This is a genomic window from Silvania sp. (assembly GCF_051656365.1).
Classification (GTDB): Bacteria; Pseudomonadota; Gammaproteobacteria; order Enterobacterales; family Enterobacteriaceae; genus Enterobacter; species Enterobacter hatchlandensis.
Genome location: NZ_JBOGBT010000094.1, coordinates 34801 through 58570, shown reverse-complemented (window position 1 = coordinate 58570; position 23770 = coordinate 34801). Strand labels below are relative to the sequence as shown.

The following is a 23770-nucleotide window of genomic DNA, read 5'->3' as shown; positions in this document are numbered from 1 at the left end:
TGCGCGGCGTCTTAAGGGGATCAGGAGATAAAGCTCAGTCCCTGTTTGAGGACAAAATCACAGGCTTTGGTTTTGACCTGTTTGGCCAGCGGCGAATTGCCGATGGTCTCCAGATTCAGCTGTTGGCCGTTGTCGGCGTTGAGCAGACCCTGGATCCCTTCCAGATAGTTGGTGTCCTGCTGCTGCTCTTGCGGAGTATCAAGCCCCAGTTTCCCCAGCACCTGATTTTTAATATTGGTGGCATCGGTCATCGAGGCCAGCTTCTCTTTAGCGCAGTACTCAAGGATCCCGGCGGCGTTATTCATGTTGCTGGCGCTCAGCGACGAGGTGCCGCTGTTCAGCAGGCCGGTGAGGGCCGACATCGACAGACCGCCGCTCTGGGTGGAGGTACTGCCGGTGCTGAGCTGGTTGGCGGCGCTGGAGAGTGACTCCTGCCAGGAGGCCGCGTGCGCGGTGCCCATTACCAGCAGGGCGCTCAATGCTGAGCTAAGAAGGAATTGTGTTTTCATGGACGCTACTCATCAGTTGCCCGCAGGGGCGGAAGTGCGGCCAGTATACGCCCCGCCGCAGCGCCCTTTCAGGGGTAAAATCCTAATACTCTTTGCCGGTAACACGGCTGCGGAAACTTTCCCAGTCAAAAATCACATACAGGCTGTTGCCGAGCTTCATGCGGTCCATTACACGCTCGCCCAGCAGGCGGGTCATCTCATCCACATTGTGGTTGGTGAGCATACCGGTGGGGCGCTTCGAGGAGGAGCGGCGATCGACAATCTGGTTGATGATCACTTTTTCATAGCGGGATTCGGTCTGGACACCGATCTCGTCAATCACCAGCAGGTCGACGTTACTCAGATCGTTCAACAGCTGTTCTTCGCTGGTTTCACGGTTGCTGAAGGTGTCTTTCATAGCGGACATAATGTCGGCTACGGTGATAATCAACACGGATTTTCCGCGCAGCAGCAGTTCGTTGCAGATGGCTGCCGCGAGATGGTTTTTACCGGTTCCCGGCTTGCCGCTGAAGATAAAGCTGGCGATGTTGCCGTCGAACTCTTCTACGTACTGGCGCGCCAGGTTCAGGGCTTTCAGCTGGCCCTGGCTCTCGACTTTGTAATTATCGAAAGAACAGTTTTGATGCAGGGGACGGATACCGGAGCGGTTAAAGGTGCGCTGCATCTTCATGGCGCGGTTTTCCCGGGCCAGCGCCGCAGCGCGGATCTCACCCTGCTCTTTTTGCCATGCCAGCAGCTCTTCGCCAGTGGTAAAGGCCGGCTTCACGTTGGCCGGCATCATCTTCTGCAAACGCTTCATCAGTTCGCCGAACTCTTTCATTTGGCACCTCGGAATCCGTTGGGGATCTGTTTATCCGGTTCTGAAAATGAATTCACATCGCGTTTTTGTTGCCCGCCGCTGCTGGCCCGGTTGATCTGCACGCTGCGCGCCAGCTTCTGCTGCCACTGAACGTGGTGGAAGACTTTTCCTTCCGCCTGCCAGTAGGCGGTGAAGGCGGCCAGCTCTTCCGGGGCGACAGGCTGGGTGAGGGCAATGCCCCACAGCGCCGCCTGACGCTGAAAATCCGGGTCCGGCTGCCAGCCTGCGTACATGGCGAATTTACCCATCGGGACAGCAACGGGCATGTTGGTCGGCTCGTCGAAAAACTGTGTATCCAGAGCGACATCGCTGGCCGGACGCGTGAGCCGCGCTTCGGTCTCCAGCAGCTGGGCCAGGCGTTGCGGGGTAACCGCATAAAAAGCCGGGGCGTTGTCGGCGAACACGGCAACAGTACCGCCTTCAGCATTCGCCAGCACGCTGCGGGGATCGCGCATAAAGGCATCAATGCCAGCAATGCTGGTGGTCAGGATTCTGGAGGACATAACACTTCTCTACTGGATTACTGCGGACGAGATATGGGCTTATGGTAGCACAGAGAGGAGGGGGCAGGCAGGGATCTGATCCCCTCTCTCTGCCCCCGGCACATTACGCGATAATGTTCAGCGTCACGTCAATATTGTTGCGGGTGGCGTTGGAGTAAGGGCAGACAATGTGGGCCGCATCAACCAGCTTTTTCGCCTCGGCGGCGTCCATCCCCGGCAGGTGAATATTCAGCTTTGCTTCGATACCAAATCCGGTTGGCAGCGGGCCGATCCCGACTTCGCCTTCGATAAACGCGTCTTTCGGCATGCTGATTTTGTCGCGTCCGGCAACAAACTTCATCGCCCCCAGGAAACAGGCCGAGTAGCCTGCGGCAAACAGCTGTTCCGGGTTGGTGACCTCACCGCCCGCCCCGCCCATCTCTTTGGGCACGCCCAGTTTGACATCCAGTACGCCGTCTGACGAGGTGGCGCGGCCATCACGGCCCCCGGTGGCTTTGGCTTTGGCGGTATAGACAACGTTATCTAAAGACATGACGGTTTCCTTATTTTACGGTTGTGTACGAGCATTAAGGACAGGTATAACGCAAGGCCACCTGAACTGCCATTTTTCGGTAGTGCTGGCGCTGGGCCTGCTCATCGGCACCCTCTTCAAACAGCAGGGTAAAGGTGTAGCTGTTGGCGACATAGTGAAAGCTGAAGCTGCTAATCAGGCGGTGTAAATCGCGGGCGTTGACCGTCGGGTTAAACAGCTGCCTGGCTTTTCCGCGTTCGAGGATGGTCTCCAGCAGCTCCAGCGCGCTGCGGTTTACCTGGCGTAACAGCGCCGATTGCTGCATAAAACGCCCGCGCTGCATGTTCTCCATGCAGATAATGCGGATGTAATCCGGATGGTCAGTGTGATAATCAAAGGTGGTTTCAACCAGCTGCACCAGGGCTTCCACCGGCGGCATGTCGTCCAGACTGAGCTGCTTTTCGCTGGCGCGGATCTGGGTATAAACGTACTCCAGCACCAGCAGGTACAGATTTTCTTTAGTCTTAAAGTGATAAACGACCATGCGCTTGGTCGTTCCCGCCTTTTCGGCGATCTGCTCCATGCGGGCACCGTTGAGCCCATACTCGGCAAACAGCGCCAGGCCGCTGAGAAATATTTTGTCCTTCAGGCTGGTTCCGTCGGGGTTGTCGGAGAGTTCGCTGCCAGGGTTAGACACATCCGTTCCTTAGTTAGCCAAAGAAGACCGGATTATCGCCATGGCAGCGTGATAACACAATGTTCAAACCCGCGGACGTTTGCGGTAGAGCCACAGACCGGGTATCGACAGGCCAATCGACAGCGCCCCGACAATCGAGGAGGCTTTCAGGAAATTGGTCAGCAGCAGGATCATCTGCGGTTCGCTGTAGCCGAAATGGCTGATCTTCACTGCGGAGATCATCGCCGTGTAAGCCGAGATGCCTGGGAACATTGGGATCACCGCCGCAACGGTAAAGACCTTTGGGTGGGCCAGATACCAGCGCGACCACTGAATGCCGATGCTGCCAACCAGCATCGAGGCCATAAAGGTCGACCATTCGATATTCACCCCGGCGGCCACCATCGCCATCCGTGAGCTGTGACCGATAGCGCCCAGCAGGGCGCACCAGGGCAGGGCGCGGCGCGGTACGTTAAACACCATTGCAAAGCCGACTGCCGGGATGGCGGACAGCACCATGTCCTGCGCCAGCGCCCACAGAAAATCGATTATGCCCATCCGCGAAGTCCCCACAAGGTCATGGCCATCACCACCCCGATACAGGTGGCGAGCGTCAGTAAACTGGCAATCGCCCAGCGCGCCAGGCCGGTATTAATGTGCCCTTTAAACATATCGGCCACGGCATTGATCAGCGGAAAGCCCGGCACCAGCAGCAGCACGCTGGCGGCCATGGCGATGGTCGGGGTCGCGGCGAACGTCGGCAGCCGGAGTAACAGGCCAGATACCGTGGTGGCGACAAAGGCGGTGATACAGAAATTGATTTGCGGGTGCAGGTGCCGGTGTGTCAGCAGCTGGCGCACATACATCGCCAGAGTGCTGGCGACAAAGGTGACGGCCGCGCCATCCCAGCCGCCGTTGTTCAGCTTGCAGAAGCAAGCGCATGACAGGCCCACCATCAGCACCACCAGCCAGCGCGGATAGCGCAGCGGTTTGATATGGTTGAAGCGTTTTTCGACGCCCTGCGCATCCAGCAGCTTGTGTTCCACCATAATCACGATATGTTGCACCTCGGTCACTACGTGCATATTGATCCCACGATCGTGATTTTTGCGCGTTGAGGTCAGACACTGCCCGTCTTTTATGGTGGTGAGCACAATCGCATTTGATGAGATCGCGCTTTCTACGCTGTCCATGCCCAGTGCCAGCCCCAGCCGGGTGGAGAGCTCCTCGACCAGGGCGCTTTCTGCACCGTGTTGCAATAAAAAAAGTCCGCACTGAATACACAGCCGCGTAACAACGCGCTGTGACGACCGATCTGCCTGCATGGGTTGCCCTGAGGAAAAGTGCTGTTAAATGATCCGGAATGCTTACTTTTAGAACACAACCCGGTGGTGCTTGCCTTGGATCAGATCAAGGTTTAGGTCGATCGCGGTAATCATGTATTTTCAAAAAGCAGACTTAAATGAATAAGTAATTATTAAATATTATGTTTTTTTGTGATTATATTGACATGCATTTTATATTTAGATTAGCTGAATTATGATTTTGAAAATCATCATGAATAATAAATTAGCAATTAATGCTATCATACATACCAGTTTTGGCAGTGTCTAAATCTGCGATGAACAATTTTATTTGCTCTCTCATTTTACTCAGCTAAAAACAAGGATAATAGATTACGTTACACGGCGTCCCGTCAAAGGTTCGGGTAATTCAAATGAATGAATGCGCCGGGCAGACGTATGAATGGATTCGGAGCGCATATGTCCCCATTGAGTTGTAAGCATGCAATTATCATCAGCAAATCCCCCATTATACAAACCGGTTTGGGTGGAGTTCTGTCACATTGTTTTCAAGAATATGAATGTTCATATTGCCGTTCTTATGAAGATTTGACCCTTCTTCAGTTACGCCGTGCCACCGTAATTATTGCCGATTTCTCGGGTGTTCTGCGAAATCCTCGCCAGGTTTGTGAGCAATATTGTTCACTACAGAATCAGTACAGGGATATCCACTGGATATTTATGATCCCGCGCGTCTTCTATCCCCTTGCTGTTGAATTATTAATACGACCACAGAGTACGGTTCTTTCCGAGATGGAGTCTGTTGACGTAGTGATCAACGTAATCAAGGCCGGAAGCGAAAGCGCCGAACGTGTCAGCAAGTCGCTGCTCAAACCCAACGCGGAAGAACTCGAAGACGATCGTGATGATGTCATGCTGACATTTTCTGAACGTAAGGTATTACGCTTATTGGGAAAAGGCTGGGGAATTAACCAGATCGCCGCGTTACTCAAGAAGAGCAATAAAACGGTGAGCGCGCAAAAGAATAGCGCGATGAGAAGGCTCTCTTTACGCAGCAATGCCGAAATGTTTGCGTGGATAAACAGCACCAAGGGAATTAAAGAGCTGAGTTTATTCTCAGCCAATGGAGATCAAGACGAATGGAAAAGAGCGCCGCAACGAGGCATATCGCTATCGTCGAAAAGTGCATCATGAGTGCTGTGGGTCTGAAACACCTTTTTACCAGCCCGATACTTAACACCTTTACGTTACATTTTTTTAAAGACTTAAAAACTTTCCAGTCATCACTTAATTCTGTTTCTTATTCTTCATTAATTTATTCATTAACGGATAAGCGAGAAGAACGTCGTAATTGCCTGGAGTGTATTAAAGAACTGGCTTTGTCGCACAGTACAACTCAGCGCATTGTTCTGGCATCAGACGGTCAAGAAGCGAGCCTGATTGAACAGCTTTCCCCTTCACATCTGCATGGGCTTATCCTCAAATCGGATCCGCTGGTAATATTGAAGGATCAACTCGGCAAATTACTCAACGAGAGTTGTCGTTCGAGTGACAGCATGATCAGCCCCAGGAATATGCATCGTGTCCGGTTGCTGAGTCCGACCGAGCGCGCCATTTTACAGTTTATGTCTTGCGGTTTCTCCATCCCCGAAATTGCGCTTCGGCTGGATCGGAACATCAAAACCATTCGCGCGCATAAGTTTAACGCCATGGTGAAGCTCGGTGTGCGTTCGGATGTAGGATTGCTGGACGCGGGGGATATCCTGACGCACTTCCCGGTGGCAGATCAACGCACACCGCGCTTTCTTTCCACGCTGCATTCATAGTGCAGTATTAACAAATTTGCGCCAGAGGTTCTGGCGCAGCCCTCACAGACAGACGTCTACCCATTGTGCACCGGTAATATCCGCCATCCTTTCCGGGGAGATACGCACCGCGCTGTGAATAGCCCCTGCTGCAGGTAGTACCTCGTCGTACTGTTTCAGTGAAATATCGCAAAACACCGACAGCGGATTTTCCAGCCCGAAGGGGCAGACCCCGCCAACAGGGTGACCCGTTACGGTGACCACTTCGTCGCTGCTCAACATTCGGGCTTTTGCGCCAAATGTTTGCTTCAGCTTTTTGTTATCGAGGCGGGCATCACCTTTGGCGACCACGAGGATCACCTCATCTTTAATTTTCAGCGACAGCGTTTTTGCTATCTGACCCGGCGCGACGTTGTGCGCCTCGGCAGCCAGTGCAACGGTGGCTGTACTCTGACCAAGCTCAATCACTTCAATGTCCGGAGCGTGATCGGCAAAAAACTGGCGCACAGACTGCAAACTCATTGTTTCCTCCAGAAAAATACTCTGCGTAATCCGTCATATGAAATTATGCTCTCTTAATATCCCTCAAGTAAAAAACATCCAGTATCAGCGATTTCTGGATCCTCTTCACATTCACGGAAACCGGTTACAGTAACCGGTTGCAGAACCGCTGAGCAGGGATTAATACTGATTACGTCATTTCCCCTGTATCCCATAATAAGAGTCGACTATGAAACCTGGCCGTTTGAGCAGTACCGCTGGTAAGCGAACCAGCAAGGTGGTGAAAGTGGTATATGGAACAACGTACGGCGTGACAGCGCCCGAAACGATCGTCTGAGAGGAGAGCCGTTATGTCTACCAACCATGCTGCGTTTAACCTGATATTCCGTTTTGTCGAAAATTATGTCAGCCCTATTGCCGGACGTATCTCTTCCCAACGTCACGTCATGGCGATCCGCGACGGCTTTATCTCTGCGATGCCGTTTATGATTGTCGGCTCGTTCTTGCTGGTGTTTGCCTATCCGCCGTTTTCGCCGGAGACCACCTGGGGTTTTGCCCGGGCCTGGCTGGACATGGCGAAGCAGTTTGAGGGCCAGATCCTGACCCCGTTTGATATGACGATGGGCGTGATGTCCCTCTACATCTGCGCGGCGATCGCCTACAACCTGGGCAAGCATTACGTTAAGTCGCATCAGCTCGATCCCTTCATGTGCGCCATGCTGTCGCTGATGGCGTTTCTGCTGGTGGCGGCACCCAAAACCAAAGGCACCTTGCCGGTTGATAGCCTGGGTGGTACGGGGATCTTCACCGCAATTCTGGTGGCGATCTACTGTGTGGAGATGATGCGTTTTCTGAAAGCGCACAACATTGGTATTCGCCTGCCTGAGCAGGTGCCGCCGATGATCAAGAACTCCTTCGACCTGCTGATCCCGGTGCTGGTGGTAGTGCTCACGCTGTATCCGCTGAGCCTGTTTATTCAGTCTGAGTTTGGCATGCTGATCCCGCAGGCGATTATGGCGATCTTTAAACCGCTGGTTTCCGCGGCTGACTCACTGCCTGCCATTCTGCTGGCGGTGCTGATTGGTCACCTGCTGTGGTTTGCGGGGATCCACGGGGCGGCGATTGTCTCCGGTATGCTGCAGATGTTCTGGCTCACCAACCTGGGGATGAACCAGACGGCGCTGGCACAGAGCGCGCCGCTGCCGCATATCTTCATGGAAGCGTTCTGGACGTTCTTTATCGTCATTGGCGGTTCCGGGGCAACGATGGGGCTGGTGTTCTGCTATCTGCGCAGCCGGTCAGCGCACCTGCGTTCGATTGGCCGTCTGAGCGTTGTGCCGAGTATCTTCAATATCAACGAACCGGTGATCTTCGGTACGCCAATCGTAATGAACCCGGTGTTCTTCATTCCGTTCCTGCTGGCACCGATGGTGAATGCGGTGCTGGCGTGGGCGGCGATGAAGCTGGATCTGATTGGTCGTGTGATTTCCGTCGTACCCTGGACCGCACCGGCACCCGTGGGTGCGGCGTGGGCGCTGGGCTGGGATTTCCGCGCGGCGGTACTTGTTGTGCTGTTAGCGCTGGTTTCTGCCATCATCTACTACCCGTTCTTTAAAGTGTACGAGAAGCAGTTGCTGGAGCAGGAAGCGGAAGAGGCACAGCGGGCAGAAGAAGAGAGTCAGCAGGTGGCGTAATAAAAGCAAAACGGCAACCAAAAGGTTGCCGTTTTAAATGTGTGTACCCTCTCCCGGTGGGAGAGGGAGAGGGAGAGGGAGAGGGTGAGGGCACCAGACCGCACTCACCATTCATGAAACTATTTCAGCGTGCAGTCACCGCACTGCTGTACATCTGGCAGGCGATAGCGCTGACAGCAGGTACGGCGAACCAGCAGCCCGTCACGCGGTACCACGGTGCGGAAAAGCGGGTTGTCCTGGCCATCCGACAGCTGGCGGGCAAAGAAAAATGCCTGGCGCAGCGCTTCCACTTTCTCATCACCCAGCAGCGGTTTCATCTCGTTCAGATACCAGTGAATTAAATAGCCGGTATTGCTCCAGATAAGTTTGCCGTTGATCTCACCCGTCTCTTCCAGCGCCTCGATCACCGGGATCAGCGCACGGGTAATCAGCACGTCCATCCGCTGTTGCGCTGAGAGTACCGTTGTCTGGCGATCTTCATGCACGTCAATCCAGAAGCAGGCGGCGCGCCCGGTTTCGTGAAACTCAACGTGGAAATGTTCCGGAGAGACATCCAGCGCAACATCCTGCGTGAGCAGCGTCAGCATCAGCGGTGGCACCAGCAGCCCGATATACCATTGCGCCCACAGCGACAGCAGCGGCTTATTTTCCCGCGTCAGGGTCGGCTGGTTGCGATAGATATGATCGGAGTAGATAGCCAGCAGCGACTGCAATTCGCTCGGACGTCGCCATTGGGCCAGCGTCAGGGCGGTATGAGGATGGGGTTCGTCCAGCTTAATGAAATCCAGCAGGTGCGCACGGGTCTCGGTGATCGCGTCACGCATCGCATCCGCGAGCGCAGAAGGCCCGGACGGAAGACGGGTGTGCCAGATAAGACTGTCAACGGCTTGTGCGGAACGTATGGCCATAAGCGGACTGGATAGAAATCTAAATGATAATGATTGCCAATCCTAACTATAGGCCGCGCCAATCGCAAGATTTTTTACACAATCTGCTGGCAGGCTGACAGATGAGAAATTATGTCATATGATATTGGTTATCATTATCGAAACGAGAGAGATATTATGCTGAGCAGAGCGTTGGGGAGTGGGTGGGGAGTGTTACTGCCGGGAGCGATGATTACCGGCCTGGCGTATACCGATCTTTCGCTGATGGTCTGGAAAGTGATTATCGTCTCGGGCTTGCTGATTTCATCCGCCATGATCTGGCATAAACAGCTGCGGCATTTTGTGTTGCTACCATCGTGCGTCGCGCTGGTTGCGGGCATGTGGGTGATTGCAATGAGTTTGAAATAAAGAAATTCAGAAGGGAACATCGGGAGAGAGATAAGATAATTGGTGCGAGGGGGGGGACTCGAACCCCCACATCCTAAGGACACTAACACCTGAAGCTAGCGCGTCTACCAATTCCGCCACCTTCGCACAGTCATCTTATTTTTTGATATCGCCTCGTTGGTGCGAGGGGGGGGACTCGAACCCCCACATCCTAAGGACACTAACACCTGAAGCTAGCGCGTCTACCAATTCCGCCACCTTCGCCCAGTGCAAGCGATATCATTTACTACATGGTTATTGGTGCGAGGGGGGGGACTCGAACCCCCACATCCTAAGGACACTAACACCTGAAGCTAGCGCGTCTACCAATTCCGCCACCTTCGCATACCATCGATACCCAAAAAAGTATCGTAACCACGGAGGCGCATTCTAGAGAGTTTCAGATTTTCGTCAACAGATAAATGAGCGGGATGTTGTGATTGCTGCAAATTCGGCCTGATTTATCCATCAGGCCGATTTGTTGACGTCAAAGGTTACTTCTTCGCCTGACGGGTCATGATTGCGCGGTAAATTTTAAAGCGGCCCGTCTGCGCCAGCACTTCGTGGAAGCCGAAGATTTCATCCAGCACTTTTGGATACGGCAGGAAGGCGTTGGCCACGATGCGCAGCTCGCCGCCGCTGTTCAGATGACGAACCGAGGTGCGGATCAAGGTCTGTGCGGCTTCGAGGCTGGTTTCCATCCCGTCATGGAACGGTGGGTTGGAGATAATCATATCGAAGCGACCGGTCACTTCGGACAAGACGTTAGAGGCAAATACCTCGGCTTCGATGCCGTTTGCGGCAAGCGTAGCGCGGCTGGCTTCGATTGCCGGGGCGCTGACGTCAGTCAGGGTCAAACGCACTTTTGGCGAGTGGCTGGCAAGCGCGACGGACAGCACGCCCGCGCCGCAGCCTACGTCCAGCACTTTGCCTTTGGTGTGCGGCGTAAAGGTGGAGAGCAGCAGCTGGCTGCCCACATCGAGACCATCACGGCTGAAGACGCCCGGCAGGGTTTTAATGGTCAGGTCATCGAGCTGATATTCGCCCCAGTATTTTTCTGCATCAAACGCGGGCTTCTTGTCCAGACGACCGTGATACAGGCCGCAGCGACGCGCGCTGTCGATTTTGTTCAACGTGGCGTACTCCGCCAGCATCTGCTCGGCACTGCGCACGCCGCTGCGGTTTTCTCCGACCACGAAAATATCGCAGCCCACCGGCAGCAGCGAGAGCAGGTTCATCAGCTGGAACTGGGCTTCTGGCTTGTTCTTAGGCCAGTAGTAGATCAGCGTATCGCAGTCAGCCACATCGCTCTCTTCCGCCACCAGGCTGTAGCGGACGCGCTCTTCCATCTGACGGCTCAGCAGCTGCCAGTGGTGGAATTGCTGGGTATGCGCGCGGCTGTCGGCGCAGTCGAAACGAGCAGGCAGGTCATCCTGCATATCTCCGGCAAACAGAATACGGCTTTGTTCGAAATCATCACTGTGGCGCAGCAAGACTTCACTTGCCGGGGTAAATGCAGACATGAAAAACTCCTCAAGGAATAAGGGGACGGATTATAGTTGTTTGTTGGCGCAGATTCGACGAGTTTGGTATATTTACGCGCCTGACAGACAGGAGTTTTGGTAATGGCATCCCGACGAGACAGGCAATTACAGCAGCTGGGCATCACCCAGTGGGCGTTGCGTCGCCCGGCGGCCTTACAGGGCGAAATCGCCATCTCGCTTCCCGCGCACATCCGTCTGGTGATGGTGGCGCAGAGCCTGCCGGCCCTGAGCGAACCGGTGATTACTGACGTGCTCCGTGCCCTGAACGTGGACACCGATCAGGTGCTGCAACTGACGCCAGACCGCGTCGCGATGCTCCCGCAAGGCAGCCGATGCAACAGCTGGCAGCTTGGTGTAGCAGAAGACATGGCACTGGAGGGTGGCACGCTGACCACTCCGGTGCTGGACGAACTTAAAGTAAACCCGGCGGCACGTCGCGCGCTGTGGCAACAAATCTGCGAACATGAACACAATTTCTTCCCTCACGACGACTGATTTAGCCCAGGCTTTTGACATCGAAAAACGCGCCCACGCTTTTCCGTGGAGTGAAAAAACCTTTGCCAGCAACCAGGGCGAGCGTTATCTGAACTATCGCCTTGATGTCGACAGCCAGCTTGCCGCATTCGCTATCACCCAGGTGGTGCTTGATGAGGCCACGCTGTTTAACATTGCCGTCGATCCGGCTTTCCAGCGTCGTGGGCTGGGCAGGGAACTGCTGGAACATTTAATTTGCGAGCTGGAAGCCCGGGACGTTTTCACCCTGTGGCTGGAAGTGCGGGCTTCAAACACTGCGGCGATCAAACTCTATGAAAGCCTGGGCTTTAATCAAGCGACCCTTCGCCGCAATTATTACCCCACCGCAGAAGGACGTGAAGACGCCATCATCATGGCTCTGCCGCTTGGATAACAAAATAAGGTTGTAACGATGAACTGGGACTGGATTTTTTTTGATGCCGACGAAACGCTGTTTACCTTTGACGCGTATGGCGGCTTACAGCGGATGTTTCTCGACTACAGCGTGACCTTCACCGCTGAAGATTTCCAGGATTACCAGGCGGTGAACAAACCGCTGTGGGTGGATTACCAGAACGGCGCCATTAGCGCGTTACAGCTGCAGAATCAGCGTTTCCAGGGGTGGTCTGAGCGCCTTAGCGTCCCGGCGGGTGACTTAAACAATGCGTTCCTGAATGCGATGGCCGCCATCTGCGCGCCGCTTCCGGGAGCGGCGTCGCTGCTGGACTCCCTGAAAGGAAAAGCCAGGCTTGGCATCATTACCAACGGTTTTACCGCACTGCAGCAGATCCGCCTTGAGCGGACCGGTTTTCGTGACTATTTTGATTTGTTAGTGATCTCCGAGCAGGTGGGCGTGGCAAAACCGGCCGCGCGGATCTTCGACTACGCGCTGGCACAGGCGGGCAACCCGGATCGGGCAAAAGTACTGATGGTGGGTGATACGGCAGAGTCGGATATCCTTGGCGGTATCAATGCCGGACTCTCTACCTGCTGGCTGAATGCGCACAACCGCGCCCTGCCGGAGGGGATCACTCCCACCTGGACCGTGACCTCCCTGAGCGAACTGGAGCAACTCCTGTGTAAACATTGATTGCCTGCCCCCCATTGATGGGTAAAATAGCCGCATTTTCGTATTCATGATGCGTGGCTTACTGCCGCGCTTTTAAAAGAAGATTTGATTATGACGTTGTCTCCTTTTTTGCAAGAGGTGGCCAAACGCCGCACTTTTGCCATTATTTCTCACCCGGATGCCGGTAAAACCACCATCACCGAAAAGGTGCTGTTATTCGGACAGGCAATCCAGACCGCCGGTACGGTAAAAGGCCGTGGCTCCAGCCAGCATGCGAAATCCGACTGGATGGAGATGGAAAAGCAGCGTGGTATCTCGATTACCACCTCCGTGATGCAGTTCCCGTATCACGACTGCCTGGTGAACCTGCTGGATACCCCGGGTCACGAAGACTTCTCCGAAGATACTTACCGTACTCTGACGGCGGTGGACTGCTGCCTGATGGTGATCGATGCCGCGAAAGGTGTAGAAGACCGTACCCGTAAGCTGATGGAAGTTACCCGTCTGCGCGATACGCCGATCCTGACCTTTATGAACAAACTTGACCGTGACATCCGCGATCCGATGGAAGTGATGGATGAAGTGGAGCGTGAGCTGAAGATCGCCTGTGCCCCTATCACCTGGCCAATCGGCTGCGGCAAGCTGTTTAAAGGCGTGTACCACCTTTATAAAGACGAAGTTTATCTGTATCAGACCGGTAAAGGTCACACCATCCAGGAAGTGCGCATTGTTAAAGGTCTGGATAACCCGGATCTGGACGCAGCGGTCGGCGAAGAGCTGGTAGAGCAGCTGCGCGAAGAGCTGGAGCTGGTGAAAGGCGCCTCCCACGAGTTCGACAAAGAGCTGTTCCTGAGCGGTGAAATTACGCCGGTATTCTTCGGTACCGCGCTGGGTAACTTCGGTGTAGACCATATGCTGGATGGCCTGGTGGAATGGGCGCCACAGCCGATGCCGCGCAAAACCGACACCCGTGAAGTGGTCGCCAGCGAAGAGAAGTTCACCGGCTTCGTGTTTAAAATTCAGGCCAACATGGACCCGAAACACCGTGACCGCGTGGCGTTTATGCGCGTGGTGTCCGGTAAATATGAAAAAGGCATGAAGCTGCGTCAGGTCCGTACCGGCAAAGACGTGGTGATCTCCGATGCGCTGACCTTTATGGCGGGTGACCGTTCGCACGTTGAAGAGGCGTATCCGGGCGATATCATCGGCCTGCATAACCACGGCACCATTCAGATTGGCGATACCTTTACCCAGGGCGAGATGATGAAGTTCACCGGTATTCCGAACTTCGCGCCGGAGCTGTTCCGTCGTATTCGTCTGCGCGATCCGCTGAAGCAGAAACAGCTGCTGAAAGGTCTGGTTCAGCTGTCGGAAGAGGGGGCGGTCCAGGTGTTCCGTCCAATCTCCAACAACGATCTGATTGTGGGTGCGGTGGGTGTGCTGCAGTTCGACGTGGTCGTTGCCCGTCTGAAGAGCGAATACAACGTTGAAGCGATTTACGAATCGGTCAACGTGGCGACAGCGCGCTGGGTTGAATGTTCTGACGTGAAGAAATTCGAAGAATTTAAGCGTAAGAACGAGATCCAATTGGCCCTCGACGGCGGCGATAACCTGACCTATATCGCCCCAACCATGGTGAATCTGAACCTGGCGCATGAGCGTTACCCTGACGTGCAGTTCCGCAAAACGCGCGAGCATTAATTCCGTCCCAGAGCACGGCAGCCGCCGTGCTCTTCTTAAATCCCAGCCTTATTAATCCCTTGCGGAATTTTCTTAATTCATCGCCTTTTGCCCATTACTGCTCGTTTTTTAACCAATTCTAAAAGCAGCCCTCGGATTGTGATCTATATTTAACTCAGTGTTTAGCACCGGGCGCAGATGAAAGCTCTACTCAATACGTGTTGATAAGGTCGTCATCTTGCCCGAGTGTTGATTGGTAGTATGAATGGCTACTTAAACAGATATGTATCGCTCGAATTCGGAGCAAACCAAAGGAATACATCGATGAATACTAAAAAACTGAACATTTCGAAAACTCTGCTGGCGGTAATGATGGGTAGTGCACTGGTATGCGGCTCTGCAATGGCGGAATCCACCACCAATACCGCAGGGGAAAAAATCGATAGCTCAATGAATAAAGTCGGTAACTACATGGATGACAGCGCAATCACGGCGAAGGTGAAAGCGGCCCTGGTTGATCATGAGAACATCAAGAGTACCGACATCTCCGTTAAAACGGATAAGAGTGTTGTCACCCTGAGCGGCTTCGTTGAGAGCCAGGCGCAGGCTGAACAGGCTGTGACCGTGGCGAAAGGTGTTGAGGGCGTAGCCTCCGTCAGCGACAAACTGCACGTACGTGACGGTAAAGAGACCACCGCCAAGGGCTATGCCGGTGACACCGCCACCACCAGCGAAGTGAAAGCCAAGCTGCTGGCTGATGACATCGTCCCGTCGCGCAAAGTGAAAGTTGAAACAACCGATGGCGTCGTTCAGCTGAGCGGTACCGTGGATTCGAGCGCGCAAAGCGACCGTGCCGAGAGTATTGCCAAAGCCATTGATGGCGTGAAAAGTGTCAAAAACGATCTGAAAGTAAAATAAAGTCTACAATTTGACCATCTGGCTACGGCCAGATGGCGAGATAAGAATTTAAGAATGAGATGGACATCGCAGTGAGCATCCTGAGCGCTCACGGACAGCGGTCGACATTAACTATGGTAAAGGAGAGTCTTATGTTTCGTTGGGGCATCATTTTTCTGGTTATCGCGTTAATTGCCGCCGCTTTGGGTTTTGGTGGTCTGGCAGGTACCGCAGCGGGCGCAGCGAAAATCGTCTTCGTGGTCGGTATTATTCTGTTCCTGGTCAGCCTGTTCACTGGACGACGCCGTCCATAGCGTCGCTTACCGTTACGTTTACAAAAGGGCCTCTGTTTTTACAGGGGCCTTTTTCTTTAAATGCCTCACTCAATTTGAGAAATGTAGCGGGATTACGCTACTGTGTAGTAACAGAACAATAAAAAAAGGGAAGCACGTGGGGCAGCGAATTCCGGTTACGCTCGGCAATATTGCGCCGTTGGCGCTCAAGCCCTTTCGCCCGGGCCAGGTCGCACTGGTGTGCGAAGGCGGCGGTCAGCGAGGGATCTTCACGGCTGGCGTGCTGGATGAATTTATGCGCGCGCAGTTCAACCCGTTCGATCTCTTTTTTGGCACCTCAGCCGGGGCGCAAAATCTCTCGGCCTACGTCTGCAATCAGCCGGGCTACGCCCGCAAAGTGATCATGCGTTACACCACTTCCCGCGAGTTCTTCGACCCACTGCGCTTTGTGCGCGGTGGCAATCTTATCGATCTCGACTGGCTGCTGGATGCTACCGCCAGCCAGATGCCGCTGGCGATGGATAATGCCTCGCGCCTGTTTGATACCGGCAAAGCCTTCTGGATGTGTGCGTGTCGCGGGGATGATTACACCCCGGGCTACTTTTCGCCGTTGAAGGAGAACTGGCTGGATATTCTTCGCGCCTCCAGCGCGATACCTGGTTTCTATCGCACCGGCGCGTTGCTGGATGGGATTTCGTATCTGGATGGCGGCGTCAGCGATGCGATCCCGGTGCAGGAGGCGGCCCGGCGCGGGGCAAAAACGATCGTCGTGATCCGTACCGTCCCTTCGCAGATGTACTATACCCCGCAGTGGCTGAGGCGGATGGAGCGCTGGCTGGGTGACAGCAGCCTGCAGCCGATGCTCAATCTGGTGTCGCATCATGAGGCCAGCTACCACACCATTCAGCGCTTTATCGAAAAGCCGCCGGGCAAATTGCGGATCATCGAAATCTACCCGCCGAGGCCGCTGAGAAGTCAGGCGCTGGGCAGTAGGGTGCCCGCCCTTCGCGAGGACTACAAAACCGGTCGCCTGTGCGGGCGTTATTTCCTCGCCACGGTGGGTAAATTACTGGCCGAACAACCCCCGCTGCGGCGGCATGCACGGATCCTTGCCCCGACCACGATGGTGGTGCCCCCGGCGAGCGTGGCCAACGACATTGCCATTACGCCGCTGGTGATTGCACCTCAGGCGAATGACACCCTGTTTGATAACGAGGATCAGGCGTGACTTACCGTTTTGTTGATACCCATTGCCACTTTGACTTTCCTCCTTTTACCGACGATGAACCCGCCAGCATTCAGCGGGCCGCCGACGCCGGGGTTGAAGCGATTATTGTTCCGGCTATTGATGTGGCCAGCATGGCGCGTGTGCAGCAATTGGGCGAACGCTTTCCGGCGCTGTATATCGCCCTCGGCCTGCATCCGATTGTGATTGAATCCCATCGTGATGCGCACCTGGAACAACTGGAAGCCGCGATCGCCGCGCGGCCACACAAGCTGGTGGCTATCGGGGAGATCGGGCTCGATCTCTATCGTCAGGATCCGCAGTTCGATCGTCAGGAGACGATCCTCGACGCGCAGCTGAAGCTGGCAAAACGCTACGATCTGCCGGTGATCCTCCATTCGCGACGCACCCATGACAAGATGGCGATGCACCTTAAGCGTCAGGATCTGCCGCGTACCGGAGTGGTGCACGGGTTTGCGGGCAGCCTGCAGCAGGCGCAGCGCTTTGTGGAGATGGGCTATAAGATTGGCGTCGGCGGCACCATCACCTATTCGCGGGCCAGTAAAACCCGCGATGTGATGGCCCAACTGCCGCTCTCCGCCCTGTTACTGGAAACAGACGCGCCGGATATGCCGCTGAATGGGTTTCAGGGCCAGCCTAACCGCCCGGAGCAGGTGGCGCGGGTATTCGCCACCCTGTGTGAACTGCGTCGCGAACCTGCGGACGAGATTGCCGACGCGCTGCTGCACAACACCCGCACCTTGTTCGATCTTCCGCTATAGATACAGCGCCGGACGGATCACCCTGATTCTATGGCTCTCCAGCATTTGCGCCAGCGGTTCGACATCCTCTGGCGTCGCACTGCGCCAGCGACTGGCTTCGCCATACACCCCATGGGCGTGAAACGCGTTGATTCTGACGGGAACGTTGCCTAATCGGCGGATAAAATTCACCAGTGCCTGCCGATGGGTCAGATAATCACTATGGTCCGGGATCGCCAGCAGGCGCAGCTCGCTCAGCCGGTGATGCGCCGCCAGCCAGCGAATGCTGTGCTTGATCGTAGCGTTATCACGCCCGGTCAAAAACTGGTGCTGCGCGCTGCCCCAGGCTTTTAAATCCAGCATCGCGCCGTCAAACACCGGGAGCAGTTTTTGCCAGCCGGTTTCGCTGAGCAGGCCGTTGCTGTCCACCAGACAGGTCAGATGCTGAAGCTGCGGGTCGGCTTTCAGCGCCGCGAACAGCGCCACCACAAACGGCAGCTGGGTGGTGGCTTCGCCACCGCTGACGGTAATGCCGGTGATAAAGGGCGCGACCTTGCGAACCTGGGCCAGCACCTCTTCCACGTTCATGCGCTGCGCCATCGGCGTGGCCTGCTGCGGGCAGAGCCGCAGGCAGGTGTCGCACTGCTGACAGTGGCTCTCTTCCCACCAGACCCGTCCGGCCTGGATATTCAGCGCATCGTGCGGACAGTGCGGCACGCACTCCCCGCAGTCGTTGCAACGGCCTATCGTCCACGGGTTGTGGCAGGTTTTACAGCGCAGGTTGCAGCCCTGCAGGAACAGGGCCAGGCGACTGCCCGGCCCGTCGACGCAGGAGAAGGGAATAACCTGACTAACTAAAGCGCATCTGCTGTTCATGGCTTATCACGCGCGGCTGGCGCTCCAGGATTCGGGTGTTGTGGGCGGCCTCGTCACCCAGCCAGGTGGTGTTGGTGCGCGATCCTTCTGCGCGGTATTTTTCCAGATCGGACAGCCGCACCATATAACCGGTGACGCGCACCAGATCGTTGCCCGCGACGTTGGCGCTGAACTCGCGCATCCCGGCGCGGAAGGCACCCAGGCAGAGCTGCACCACCGCCTGCGGATTGCGTTTGACGGTCTCGTCGAGGGTCAGGATGTCGCTGATCCCGGCGTGATAGTGCTGGTGATGCGGTGCCACGGCCAGCAAATGGCTGATGGGATCGGGTTCATCGCCATAAGGCAGGCGCGCCCCCGGCGTGGTGCCAATATCCGAGCTGATCCCCGACTGGGCGTGCAGCATCGCCCGCTGCTGCCAGCCATGTTTCACTGGGGTGTTTTCTACAAAGGCGGCCAGCTGTTCGCTGATGCGATACCCCAGCGCGTTGGCCTGCGCATCTTTACCGTATCGTCCGCTGAGCCCGGCTTTCTCGCACAGCACGTTCACTGCTTCTGCCAGACCGTACATGCCGAACATTGGCACAAAACGGTCGGCCTCGATCAGCCCTTCCTTGACGAGGAAGCTATTCTCAAAGAAGCCGGATTGCTGATAGAGGAAATCACACCGGGCATCAATGATGGCGATCTGCTGCTGGCAATAGTGCGGCAGGCTGCGGGTAAAGAAGTCTTCAACGCCGTCGCTTTGCTCCGCAATCGCCTTCAGATTGAGGCGCACCAGGGTGCTTCCGCCGCCTGCCAGCGGCAGGGAATTGTAACAACTGACCACGCCAAAACGGTTTTTTGTGAAAATTTTATCATTTTCAGGGCCGTTGGCGATGTGGGGTTTACTGCACTCGCAGATGTTTTTGGCCACTTCCAGCAGCAGATCGTCAGGGGTGATCGCCGGATCGTAGATAAAGGTCAGATTCGGTGAAACCTGCTTGAGTTCTGCATCGGCGCGTAAAATTGCCCGAGTGATGGGGCCATCCGCCGGGCCAATATTGGCATGGACAAAGGCATCCGGCAGGGTACGATCGAGATAGCGCCAGAAACGTTTTATTCGGTTATCGACTTCGTCTTGTGTTAGAATTCTAACATAGGGTTGCAGCAGCGTATCGAGATGCCCGAGAAACACCGGCATCGAAGTCACGGACGGGACGTGGTGGTAAAGAATAGTGAGTAGAGACAGGGCATCATCAAGATCCTGTGCCCCTTCCAGCTCCAGCCATTGTGAGCCTTTTGCCAGGAACGCCGCATAGTCGGGTAGCACATAGCGCGGTTTGTAGGGCGCATGGCCTTCAAACATATCGCAGATATACCCGGCTTCCAGTGCGAGGCGCGCTTCAGACGCCAGGGCAGGATAGGGCAGATTATTTTCTGCCTCCAGCGCCAGAAAGTGGCGTTTTTGTTCGGGACTTAACACCGGGCTTGTCACAATTTTCTGGCAACGTTGTTGCAGGGTATCGGGACTGGCTGTGGACATTGTCGCTTCCTTATTCTGCTGCAAAAGTGGGGAAGAGTGTAAAAAGAGTCCCGCCGTCCGCCTTTGATCCTGCGCGGGTGCCTGGTGCTTTAACCGGCAGTTACAGCCAAATTATTTGAAGTTGATCGCATTACAGTTATGCAAAGTTGTATGTGTATTTCATTAACTGTGATGAATGTCGAAGTGAGGATGCGGGTGAATGTTAGAATACTCACAGACCCGCAAGGTACAATTTTACGGCTATATGCCTGGAGAATGTTATGACCGACTTAACCGCAAGCAGCCTGCGCGCGTTGAAACTGATGGACCTGACTACCCTGAATGACGACGACACCAACGAGAAAGTGATCGCCCTGTGTCATCAGGCGAAAACCGCAGTGGGCAACACCGCGGCGATCTGCATCTACCCACGTTTCATTCCCATCGCCCGTAAAACCCTGAACGAGCAGGGTACGCCGGACGTGCGCATCGCGACTGTGACTAACTTCCCGCACGGTAACGACGATATCGAGATCGCGCTGGCAGAAACCCGCGCGGCTATCGCTTACGGTGCAGACGAAGTGGACGTGGTCTTCCCTTACCGTGCACTGATCGCCGGTAACGAGCAGGTTGGCTTTGATCTGGTTAAAGCCTGTAAAGAGGCCTGTGCGGCGGCAAATGTGCTGCTGAAAGTGATCATCGAGACCGGCGAACTGAAAGAAGAAGCGCTGATTCGTAAAGCATCTGAAATCTCGATTAAAGCGGGTGCTGACTTTATCAAAACCTCTACCGGTAAAGTGCCGGTCAACGCTACCCCGGAAAGCGCGCGCATCATGATGGAAGTGATCCGCGATATGGGCGTGGAAAAAACCGTTGGTTTCAAACCGGCGGGCGGTGTGCGTACTGCGGAAGATGCGCAGCAGTTCCTGGCCATTGCTGATGAACTCTTTGGTGCCGACTGGGCTGATTCCCGTCACTACCGCTTTGGCGCATCCAGCCTGCTGGCAAGCCTGCTGAAAGCACTGGGCCACGGCGACGGCAAGAGCGCCAGCAGCTATTGATTCATTCCCTGCGGCGGTTCATCCGCCGCATTTAACCTGATTCCCCGGGGGTTCCCTTGTTTCTCGCACAAGAAATTATTCGTAAAAAACGTGATGGTCATGCTTTAAGCGACGAAGAGATCCGTTTCTTTATCAACGGTATTCGTGACAACACCATCTCTGAAGGGCAGATTGCGGCCCTGGCGATGACCATTTTCTTCCACGATATGGCGATGCCGGAACGTGTATCGCTGACCATGGCGATGCGGGATTCAGGTACCGTTCTGGACTGGAAGAGCCTGAATCTTAATGGCCCGATCGTTGACAAACACTCCACCGGCGGCGTGGGTGATGTCACCTCGCTGATGCTGGGGCCGATGGTCGCGGCTTGCGGCGGCTATATTCCGATGATCTCAGGGCGTGGCCTTGGGCATACCGGCGGCACGCTCGATAAACTGGAAGCCATCCCGGGGTTTGATATCTTCCCGGATGACAATCGCTTCCGCGACATAATTAAAAATGTGGGTGTGGCGATTATCGGCCAGACCAGCTCACTTGCTCCGGCGGACAAGCGTTTTTACGCCACGCGTGACATTACCGCGACCGTCGACTCCATCCCGCTGATTACCGCTTCGATCCTCGCCAAGAAACTGGCTGAAGGGCTGGATGCGCTGGTGATGGATGTGAAAGTGGGCAGCGGCGCCTTTATGCCAACCTATGAACTCTCCGCAGCCCTGGCCGAAGCGATCGTTGGCGTCGCCAACGGTGCGGGCGTGCGCACCACCGCGCTGCTGACCGACATGAACCAGGTGCTGGCGTCCAGCGCCGGTAACGCCGTCGAAGTCCGCGAAGCGGTGCAGTTCCTGACAGGCGAATACCGCAATCCGCGTCTGTTCGACGTCACCATGGCGCTGTGCGTTGAGATGCTGATTTCAGGCAAGCTTGCCCAGGACGATGCCGACGCGCGTGCAAAACTGCAGGCGGTACTGGATAACGGTAAAGCGGCAGAGATCTTTGGCCGCATGGTCGCCGCGCAGAAAGGCCCGGCTGATTTCGTAGAGAATTACGCGAAATACCTGCCTACCGCGATGCTGAGCAAAGCCGTTTATGCGGATACGGAAGGTTTTGTTTCGGCAATGGATACCCGCGCGCTGGGCATGGCGGTGGTCTCTATGGGCGGTGGTCGTCGTCAGGCCTCCGACAGCATTGATTACAGTGTTGGCTTTACCGATATGGCCCGTCTGGGCGACAGCGTTGATGGACAGCGTCCGCTGGCGGTGATCCATGCCAAAGACGAAAACAGCTGGCAGGAAGCCGCTAAAGCGATGAAAGCGGCCATTACTCTGGCGGACAAAGCGCCAGAAAGCACACCAACCGTCTATCGTCGCATTACTGAATAGCGGTATACTGATCTGATCGCTTTTTTATGAAGCACTGAGTACGGAGAACATATGAAACGTGCATTTATTATGGTGCTGGACTCATTCGGCATCGGCGCTACAGAAGACGCAGATCGCTTTGGTGACACCGGTGCAGACACCATGGGTCACATCGCTGAAGCCTGTGCAAACGGCGAAGCAAACAATGGTCGTCAGGGTCCGCTGAACCTGCCAAACCTGACCCGTCTGGGTCTGGTGAAAGCGCATGAAGGTTCTACCGGTAAAGTTGCAGCCGGTATGGACGCTAACGCGGAAGTCGTCGGTGCATACGCCTGGGCGCACGAGCTCTCTTCCGGGAAAGACACTCCGTCGGGTCACTGGGAAATCGCCGGTGTACCGGTTCTGTTCGACTGGGGCTATTTCTCTGATCACGACAACAGCTTCCCGCAGAAACTGCTGGATAAGCTGGTTGAGCGCGGCAATCTGCCGGGTTACCTCGGTAACTGCCACTCTTCCGGTACCGTGATTCTGGACCAGCTCGGCGAAGAGCATATGAAAACCGGCAAACCGATTTTCTACACCTCCGCTGACTCCGTGTTCCAGATTGCCTGCCATGAAGAGACCTTTGGCCTGGATCGCCTGTACGAGCTGTGCGAAATCGCGCGTGAAGAGCTGACCGAAGGTGGCTACAACATCGGCCGTGTTATTGCGCGTCCGTTTGTCGGCGACAAACCAGGCAACTTCCAGCGTACCGGCAACCGTCACGATCTGGCCGTTGAACCGCCAGCCGCGACCGTACTGCAGAAGCTGGTTGACGAGAAAGACGGCCAGGTCGTATCGGTCGGTAAAATCGCGGACATCTACGCCAACTGTGGTATCACCAAAAAAGTGAAAGCCACCGGTCTGGACGCGCTGTTCGATGCCACCATCAAAGAGATGAAAGAAGCGGGCGACAAGACGATTGTCTTCACCAACTTCGTGGACTTCGACTCCTCCTGGGGCCACCGTCGCGACGTCGCCGGTTATGCTGCCGGTCTGGAACTGTTCGACCGCCGTCTGCCGGAGCTGCTGGAGCTGATGAAGGAAGATGACATCATCATCCTGACCGCTGACCACGGCTGCGACCCGACCTGGACCGGTACCGACCATACCCGTGAGCACATCCCGGTGCTGGTGTACGGCCCGAAAGTGAAACCAGGATCGCTCGGCCATCGCGAAACCTTCGCCGATATCGGCCAGACCATTGCGAGCTACTTCGGTACCTCCCCAATGGACTACGGCAAAAACATGCTGTGATAGCTTGGGCGGGACATTCCC

27 protein-coding genes and 3 tRNA genes are annotated in these 23770 nt (G+C 55.3%); 15 read left to right on the top strand and 15 right to left on the bottom strand.

What is annotated here, in order from left to right:
• Positions 1 to 20: 20 nt before the first annotated feature.
• The 7 genes from ACRDD5_RS18325 to ACRDD5_RS18295 all read right to left on the bottom strand — a co-directional run bounded on the left by ACRDD5_RS18325 (position 21) and on the right by ACRDD5_RS18295 (position 4383).
• Positions 21 to 509, bottom strand: a complete 489-nt coding sequence (locus ACRDD5_RS18325; RefSeq protein WP_438677585.1) for a DUF2501 domain-containing protein — start codon at positions 507 to 509, stop codon at positions 21 to 23.
• Positions 510 to 591: 82 nt separating this feature from the next.
• On the bottom strand, positions 592 to 1329 hold the full coding sequence (gene dnaC / locus ACRDD5_RS18320; protein WP_271283142.1) for a DNA replication protein DnaC: 738 nt from the start codon (positions 1327 to 1329) through the stop codon (positions 592 to 594).
• Positions 1326 to 1871: a primosomal protein DnaT gene (gene dnaT / locus ACRDD5_RS18315; protein ID WP_438677584.1), complete on the bottom strand. Its 546-nt coding sequence runs from the start codon at positions 1869 to 1871 to the stop codon at positions 1326 to 1328. Before dnaT ends, dnaC begins: the two co-directional genes overlap by 4 nt.
• 103 nt (positions 1872 to 1974) lie before the next feature.
• Entirely contained in the window at positions 1975 to 2403 is a 429-nt protein-coding gene (locus ACRDD5_RS18310) for an organic hydroperoxide resistance protein (protein WP_438677583.1), read from the bottom strand.
• Positions 2404 to 2437: 34 nt separating this feature from the next.
• Positions 2438 to 3079 (bottom strand): TetR family transcriptional regulator, encoded by a 642-nt coding sequence (locus ACRDD5_RS18305; RefSeq protein WP_438677582.1) that lies wholly within the window; start codon positions 3077 to 3079, stop codon positions 2438 to 2440.
• Between the two features lie 63 nt (positions 3080 to 3142).
• Positions 3143 to 3616, bottom strand: a complete 474-nt coding sequence (locus ACRDD5_RS18300) for a threonine/serine exporter (protein ID WP_438677581.1) — start codon at positions 3614 to 3616, stop codon at positions 3143 to 3145.
• The gene (locus ACRDD5_RS18295) at positions 3607 to 4383 is read right to left on the bottom strand and encodes a threonine/serine ThrE exporter family protein (protein ID WP_271283137.1); all 777 of its coding nucleotides are present in this window, start codon (positions 4381 to 4383) and stop codon (positions 3607 to 3609) included. Before ACRDD5_RS18295 ends, ACRDD5_RS18300 begins: the two co-directional genes overlap by 10 nt.
• A gap of 438 nt (positions 4384 to 4821) precedes the next feature.
• Here ACRDD5_RS18295 and ACRDD5_RS18290 point away from each other — a divergent pair, with 438 nt between their 5' ends.
• Positions 4822 to 5556, top strand: coding sequence for a helix-turn-helix domain-containing protein (locus ACRDD5_RS18290; protein WP_438677657.1), 735 nt, complete (start codon positions 4822 to 4824; stop codon positions 5554 to 5556).
• Entirely contained in the window at positions 5502 to 6188 is a 687-nt protein-coding gene (bglJ, locus tag ACRDD5_RS18285) for a DNA-binding transcriptional activator BglJ (protein WP_438677580.1), read from the top strand. The genes ACRDD5_RS18290 and bglJ overlap by 55 nt, the downstream gene beginning before the upstream one ends.
• Before the next feature lie 42 nt (positions 6189 to 6230).
• Here bglJ and ACRDD5_RS18280 read toward each other — a convergent pair whose 3' ends face one another.
• Entirely contained in the window at positions 6231 to 6689 is a 459-nt protein-coding gene (locus ACRDD5_RS18280) for a YbaK/EbsC family protein (protein WP_271283135.1), read from the bottom strand.
• A gap of 329 nt (positions 6690 to 7018) precedes the next feature.
• On the opposite strand from ACRDD5_RS18280, the gene ACRDD5_RS18275 reads away from it, so the two are divergent.
• Complete coding sequence (locus ACRDD5_RS18275; protein ID WP_271283134.1) at positions 7019 to 8362, top strand: PTS sugar transporter subunit IIC; 1344 nt, start codon at positions 7019 to 7021, stop codon at positions 8360 to 8362.
• Positions 8363 to 8481: 119 nt separating this feature from the next.
• Here ACRDD5_RS18275 and fhuF read toward each other — a convergent pair whose 3' ends face one another.
• Entirely contained in the window at positions 8482 to 9270 is a 789-nt protein-coding gene (gene fhuF / locus ACRDD5_RS18270; RefSeq protein WP_438677579.1) for a siderophore-iron reductase FhuF, read from the bottom strand.
• 156 nt (positions 9271 to 9426) lie between these two features.
• Here fhuF and ACRDD5_RS18265 point away from each other — a divergent pair, with 156 nt between their 5' ends.
• Positions 9427 to 9657, top strand: a complete 231-nt coding sequence (locus tag ACRDD5_RS18265; protein ID WP_271283337.1) for a DUF1435 domain-containing protein — start codon at positions 9427 to 9429, stop codon at positions 9655 to 9657.
• Between the two features lie 40 nt (positions 9658 to 9697).
• Here ACRDD5_RS18265 and ACRDD5_RS18260 read toward each other — a convergent pair.
• The 4 genes from ACRDD5_RS18260 to rsmC all read right to left on the bottom strand — a co-directional run bounded on the left by ACRDD5_RS18260 (position 9698) and on the right by rsmC (position 11198).
• Positions 9698 to 9783 (bottom strand) — tRNA-Leu (locus tag ACRDD5_RS18260).
• Between the two features lie 31 nt (positions 9784 to 9814).
• A tRNA-Leu gene (locus ACRDD5_RS18255) sits at positions 9815 to 9900 on the bottom strand.
• A gap of 34 nt (positions 9901 to 9934) precedes the next feature.
• A tRNA-Leu gene (locus tag ACRDD5_RS18250) sits at positions 9935 to 10020 on the bottom strand.
• Positions 10021 to 10169: 149 nt separating this feature from the next.
• A complete protein-coding gene (gene rsmC, locus ACRDD5_RS18245) occupies positions 10170 to 11198 on the bottom strand; it encodes a 16S rRNA (guanine(1207)-N(2))-methyltransferase RsmC (RefSeq protein WP_438677578.1) in 1029 nt (342 codons plus the stop codon).
• Between the two features lie 102 nt (positions 11199 to 11300).
• Between rsmC and ACRDD5_RS18240 the strand changes: the two genes are divergently transcribed.
• The 8 genes from ACRDD5_RS18240 to ACRDD5_RS18205 all read left to right on the top strand — a co-directional run bounded on the left by ACRDD5_RS18240 (position 11301) and on the right by ACRDD5_RS18205 (position 17678).
• Positions 11301 to 11714, top strand: a complete 414-nt coding sequence (locus ACRDD5_RS18240; RefSeq protein WP_271283131.1) for a DNA polymerase III subunit psi — start codon at positions 11301 to 11303, stop codon at positions 11712 to 11714.
• Positions 11683 to 12126 (top strand): ribosomal protein S18-alanine N-acetyltransferase, encoded by a 444-nt coding sequence (gene rimI, locus ACRDD5_RS18235; protein WP_271283130.1) that lies wholly within the window; start codon positions 11683 to 11685, stop codon positions 12124 to 12126. Before ACRDD5_RS18240 ends, rimI begins: the two co-directional genes overlap by 32 nt.
• Positions 12127 to 12144: 18 nt before the next feature.
• Entirely contained in the window at positions 12145 to 12822 is a 678-nt protein-coding gene (gene yjjG / locus ACRDD5_RS18230; protein WP_438677577.1) for a pyrimidine 5'-nucleotidase, read from the top strand.
• A 90-nt stretch (positions 12823 to 12912) separates the two neighbouring features.
• Positions 12913 to 14502, top strand: coding sequence for a peptide chain release factor 3 (gene prfC, locus ACRDD5_RS18225; RefSeq protein ID WP_271283128.1), 1590 nt, complete (start codon positions 12913 to 12915; stop codon positions 14500 to 14502).
• Positions 14503 to 14805: 303 nt separating this feature from the next.
• Positions 14806 to 15399 carry a molecular chaperone OsmY gene (osmY, locus tag ACRDD5_RS18220; RefSeq protein ID WP_438677576.1) on the top strand — a complete coding sequence of 198 codons (594 nt, stop codon included), beginning with the start codon at positions 14806 to 14808 and terminating at the stop codon, positions 15397 to 15399.
• 131 nt (positions 15400 to 15530) lie between these two features.
• Entirely contained in the window at positions 15531 to 15692 is a 162-nt protein-coding gene (locus ACRDD5_RS18215) for a DUF1328 domain-containing protein (RefSeq protein ID WP_002887716.1), read from the top strand.
• 136 nt (positions 15693 to 15828) lie between these two features.
• Complete coding sequence (locus tag ACRDD5_RS18210) at positions 15829 to 16899, top strand: patatin-like phospholipase family protein (protein WP_271283126.1); 1071 nt, start codon at positions 15829 to 15831, stop codon at positions 16897 to 16899.
• Positions 16896 to 17678 (top strand): metal-dependent hydrolase, encoded by a 783-nt coding sequence (locus ACRDD5_RS18205; RefSeq protein ID WP_438677575.1) that lies wholly within the window; start codon positions 16896 to 16898, stop codon positions 17676 to 17678. The genes ACRDD5_RS18210 and ACRDD5_RS18205 overlap by 4 nt, the downstream gene beginning before the upstream one ends.
• Here the strand turns inward: ACRDD5_RS18205 and ACRDD5_RS18200 are convergent.
• Together ACRDD5_RS18200 and ACRDD5_RS18195 are read right to left on the bottom strand one after the other, a co-directional pair.
• The gene (locus ACRDD5_RS18200; protein WP_438677574.1) at positions 17673 to 18533 is read right to left on the bottom strand and encodes a YjjW family glycine radical enzyme activase; all 861 of its coding nucleotides are present in this window, start codon (positions 18531 to 18533) and stop codon (positions 17673 to 17675) included. The two genes, ACRDD5_RS18205 and ACRDD5_RS18200, sit on opposite strands and share 6 nt — an antisense overlap.
• On the bottom strand, positions 18508 to 20055 hold the full coding sequence (locus ACRDD5_RS18195) for a YjjI family glycine radical enzyme (RefSeq protein ID WP_438677573.1): 1548 nt from the start codon (positions 20053 to 20055) through the stop codon (positions 18508 to 18510). The genes ACRDD5_RS18200 and ACRDD5_RS18195 overlap by 26 nt, the downstream gene beginning before the upstream one ends.
• A 260-nt stretch (positions 20056 to 20315) precedes the next feature.
• On the opposite strand from ACRDD5_RS18195, the gene deoC reads away from it, so the two are divergent.
• From deoC to deoB, 3 genes are read left to right on the top strand one after another with little or no spacing between them, the layout of a single operon-like run.
• Complete coding sequence (gene deoC, locus ACRDD5_RS18190; RefSeq protein ID WP_271283122.1) at positions 20316 to 21095, top strand: deoxyribose-phosphate aldolase; 780 nt, start codon at positions 20316 to 20318, stop codon at positions 21093 to 21095.
• A 56-nt stretch (positions 21096 to 21151) separates the two neighbouring features.
• Positions 21152 to 22474, top strand: coding sequence for a thymidine phosphorylase (gene deoA, locus ACRDD5_RS18185; RefSeq protein WP_271283121.1), 1323 nt, complete (start codon positions 21152 to 21154; stop codon positions 22472 to 22474).
• Between the two features lie 51 nt (positions 22475 to 22525).
• Positions 22526 to 23749, top strand: coding sequence for a phosphopentomutase (gene deoB, locus ACRDD5_RS18180; RefSeq protein WP_271283120.1), 1224 nt, complete (start codon positions 22526 to 22528; stop codon positions 23747 to 23749).
• The last annotated feature ends 21 nt before the right edge of the window (positions 23750 to 23770 follow it).

What these genes read in the sequence shown, in the direction of transcription:
- ACRDD5_RS18325 (WP_438677585.1), bottom strand. Translation starts at nt 509, where the DNA reads ATGAAAACACAATTCCTTCTTAGCTCAGCATTGAGCGCCCTGCTGGTA.
- dnaC (WP_271283142.1), bottom strand. Translation starts at nt 1,329, where the DNA reads ATGAAAGAGTTCGGCGAACTGATGAAGCGTTTGCAGAAGATGATGCCG.
- dnaT (WP_438677584.1), bottom strand. Translation starts at nt 1,871, where the DNA reads ATGTCCTCCAGAATCCTGACCACCAGCATTGCTGGCATTGATGCCTTT.
- ACRDD5_RS18310 (WP_438677583.1), bottom strand. Translation starts at nt 2,403, where the DNA reads ATGTCTTTAGATAACGTTGTCTATACCGCCAAAGCCAAAGCCACCGGG.
- ACRDD5_RS18300 (WP_438677581.1), bottom strand. Translation starts at nt 3,616, where the DNA reads ATGGGCATAATCGATTTTCTGTGGGCGCTGGCGCAGGACATGGTGCTG.
- ACRDD5_RS18295 (WP_271283137.1), bottom strand. Translation starts at nt 4,383, where the DNA reads ATGCAGGCAGATCGGTCGTCACAGCGCGTTGTTACGCGGCTGTGTATT.
- ACRDD5_RS18290 (WP_438677657.1), top strand. Translation starts at nt 4,822, where the DNA reads ATGTCCCCATTGAGTTGTAAGCATGCAATTATCATCAGCAAATCCCCC.
- bglJ (WP_438677580.1), top strand. Translation starts at nt 5,502, where the DNA reads ATGGAAAAGAGCGCCGCAACGAGGCATATCGCTATCGTCGAAAAGTGC.
- ACRDD5_RS18280 (WP_271283135.1), bottom strand. Translation starts at nt 6,689, where the DNA reads ATGAGTTTGCAGTCTGTGCGCCAGTTTTTTGCCGATCACGCTCCGGAC.
- ACRDD5_RS18275 (WP_271283134.1), top strand. Translation starts at nt 7,019, where the DNA reads ATGTCTACCAACCATGCTGCGTTTAACCTGATATTCCGTTTTGTCGAA.
- fhuF (WP_438677579.1), bottom strand. Translation starts at nt 9,270, where the DNA reads ATGGCCATACGTTCCGCACAAGCCGTTGACAGTCTTATCTGGCACACC.
- ACRDD5_RS18265 (WP_271283337.1), top strand. Translation starts at nt 9,427, where the DNA reads ATGCTGAGCAGAGCGTTGGGGAGTGGGTGGGGAGTGTTACTGCCGGGA.
- rsmC (WP_438677578.1), bottom strand. Translation starts at nt 11,198, where the DNA reads ATGTCTGCATTTACCCCGGCAAGTGAAGTCTTGCTGCGCCACAGTGAT.
- ACRDD5_RS18240 (WP_271283131.1), top strand. Translation starts at nt 11,301, where the DNA reads ATGGCATCCCGACGAGACAGGCAATTACAGCAGCTGGGCATCACCCAG.
- rimI (WP_271283130.1), top strand. Translation starts at nt 11,683, where the DNA reads ATGAACACAATTTCTTCCCTCACGACGACTGATTTAGCCCAGGCTTTT.
- yjjG (WP_438677577.1), top strand. Translation starts at nt 12,145, where the DNA reads ATGAACTGGGACTGGATTTTTTTTGATGCCGACGAAACGCTGTTTACC.
- prfC (WP_271283128.1), top strand. Translation starts at nt 12,913, where the DNA reads ATGACGTTGTCTCCTTTTTTGCAAGAGGTGGCCAAACGCCGCACTTTT.
- osmY (WP_438677576.1), top strand. Translation starts at nt 14,806, where the DNA reads ATGAATACTAAAAAACTGAACATTTCGAAAACTCTGCTGGCGGTAATG.
- ACRDD5_RS18215 (WP_002887716.1), top strand. Translation starts at nt 15,531, where the DNA reads ATGTTTCGTTGGGGCATCATTTTTCTGGTTATCGCGTTAATTGCCGCC.
- ACRDD5_RS18200 (WP_438677574.1), bottom strand. Translation starts at nt 18,533, where the DNA reads ATGAACAGCAGATGCGCTTTAGTTAGTCAGGTTATTCCCTTCTCCTGC.
- ACRDD5_RS18195 (WP_438677573.1), bottom strand. Translation starts at nt 20,055, where the DNA reads ATGTCCACAGCCAGTCCCGATACCCTGCAACAACGTTGCCAGAAAATT.
- deoC (WP_271283122.1), top strand. Translation starts at nt 20,316, where the DNA reads ATGACCGACTTAACCGCAAGCAGCCTGCGCGCGTTGAAACTGATGGAC.
- deoB (WP_271283120.1), top strand. Translation starts at nt 22,526, where the DNA reads ATGAAACGTGCATTTATTATGGTGCTGGACTCATTCGGCATCGGCGCT.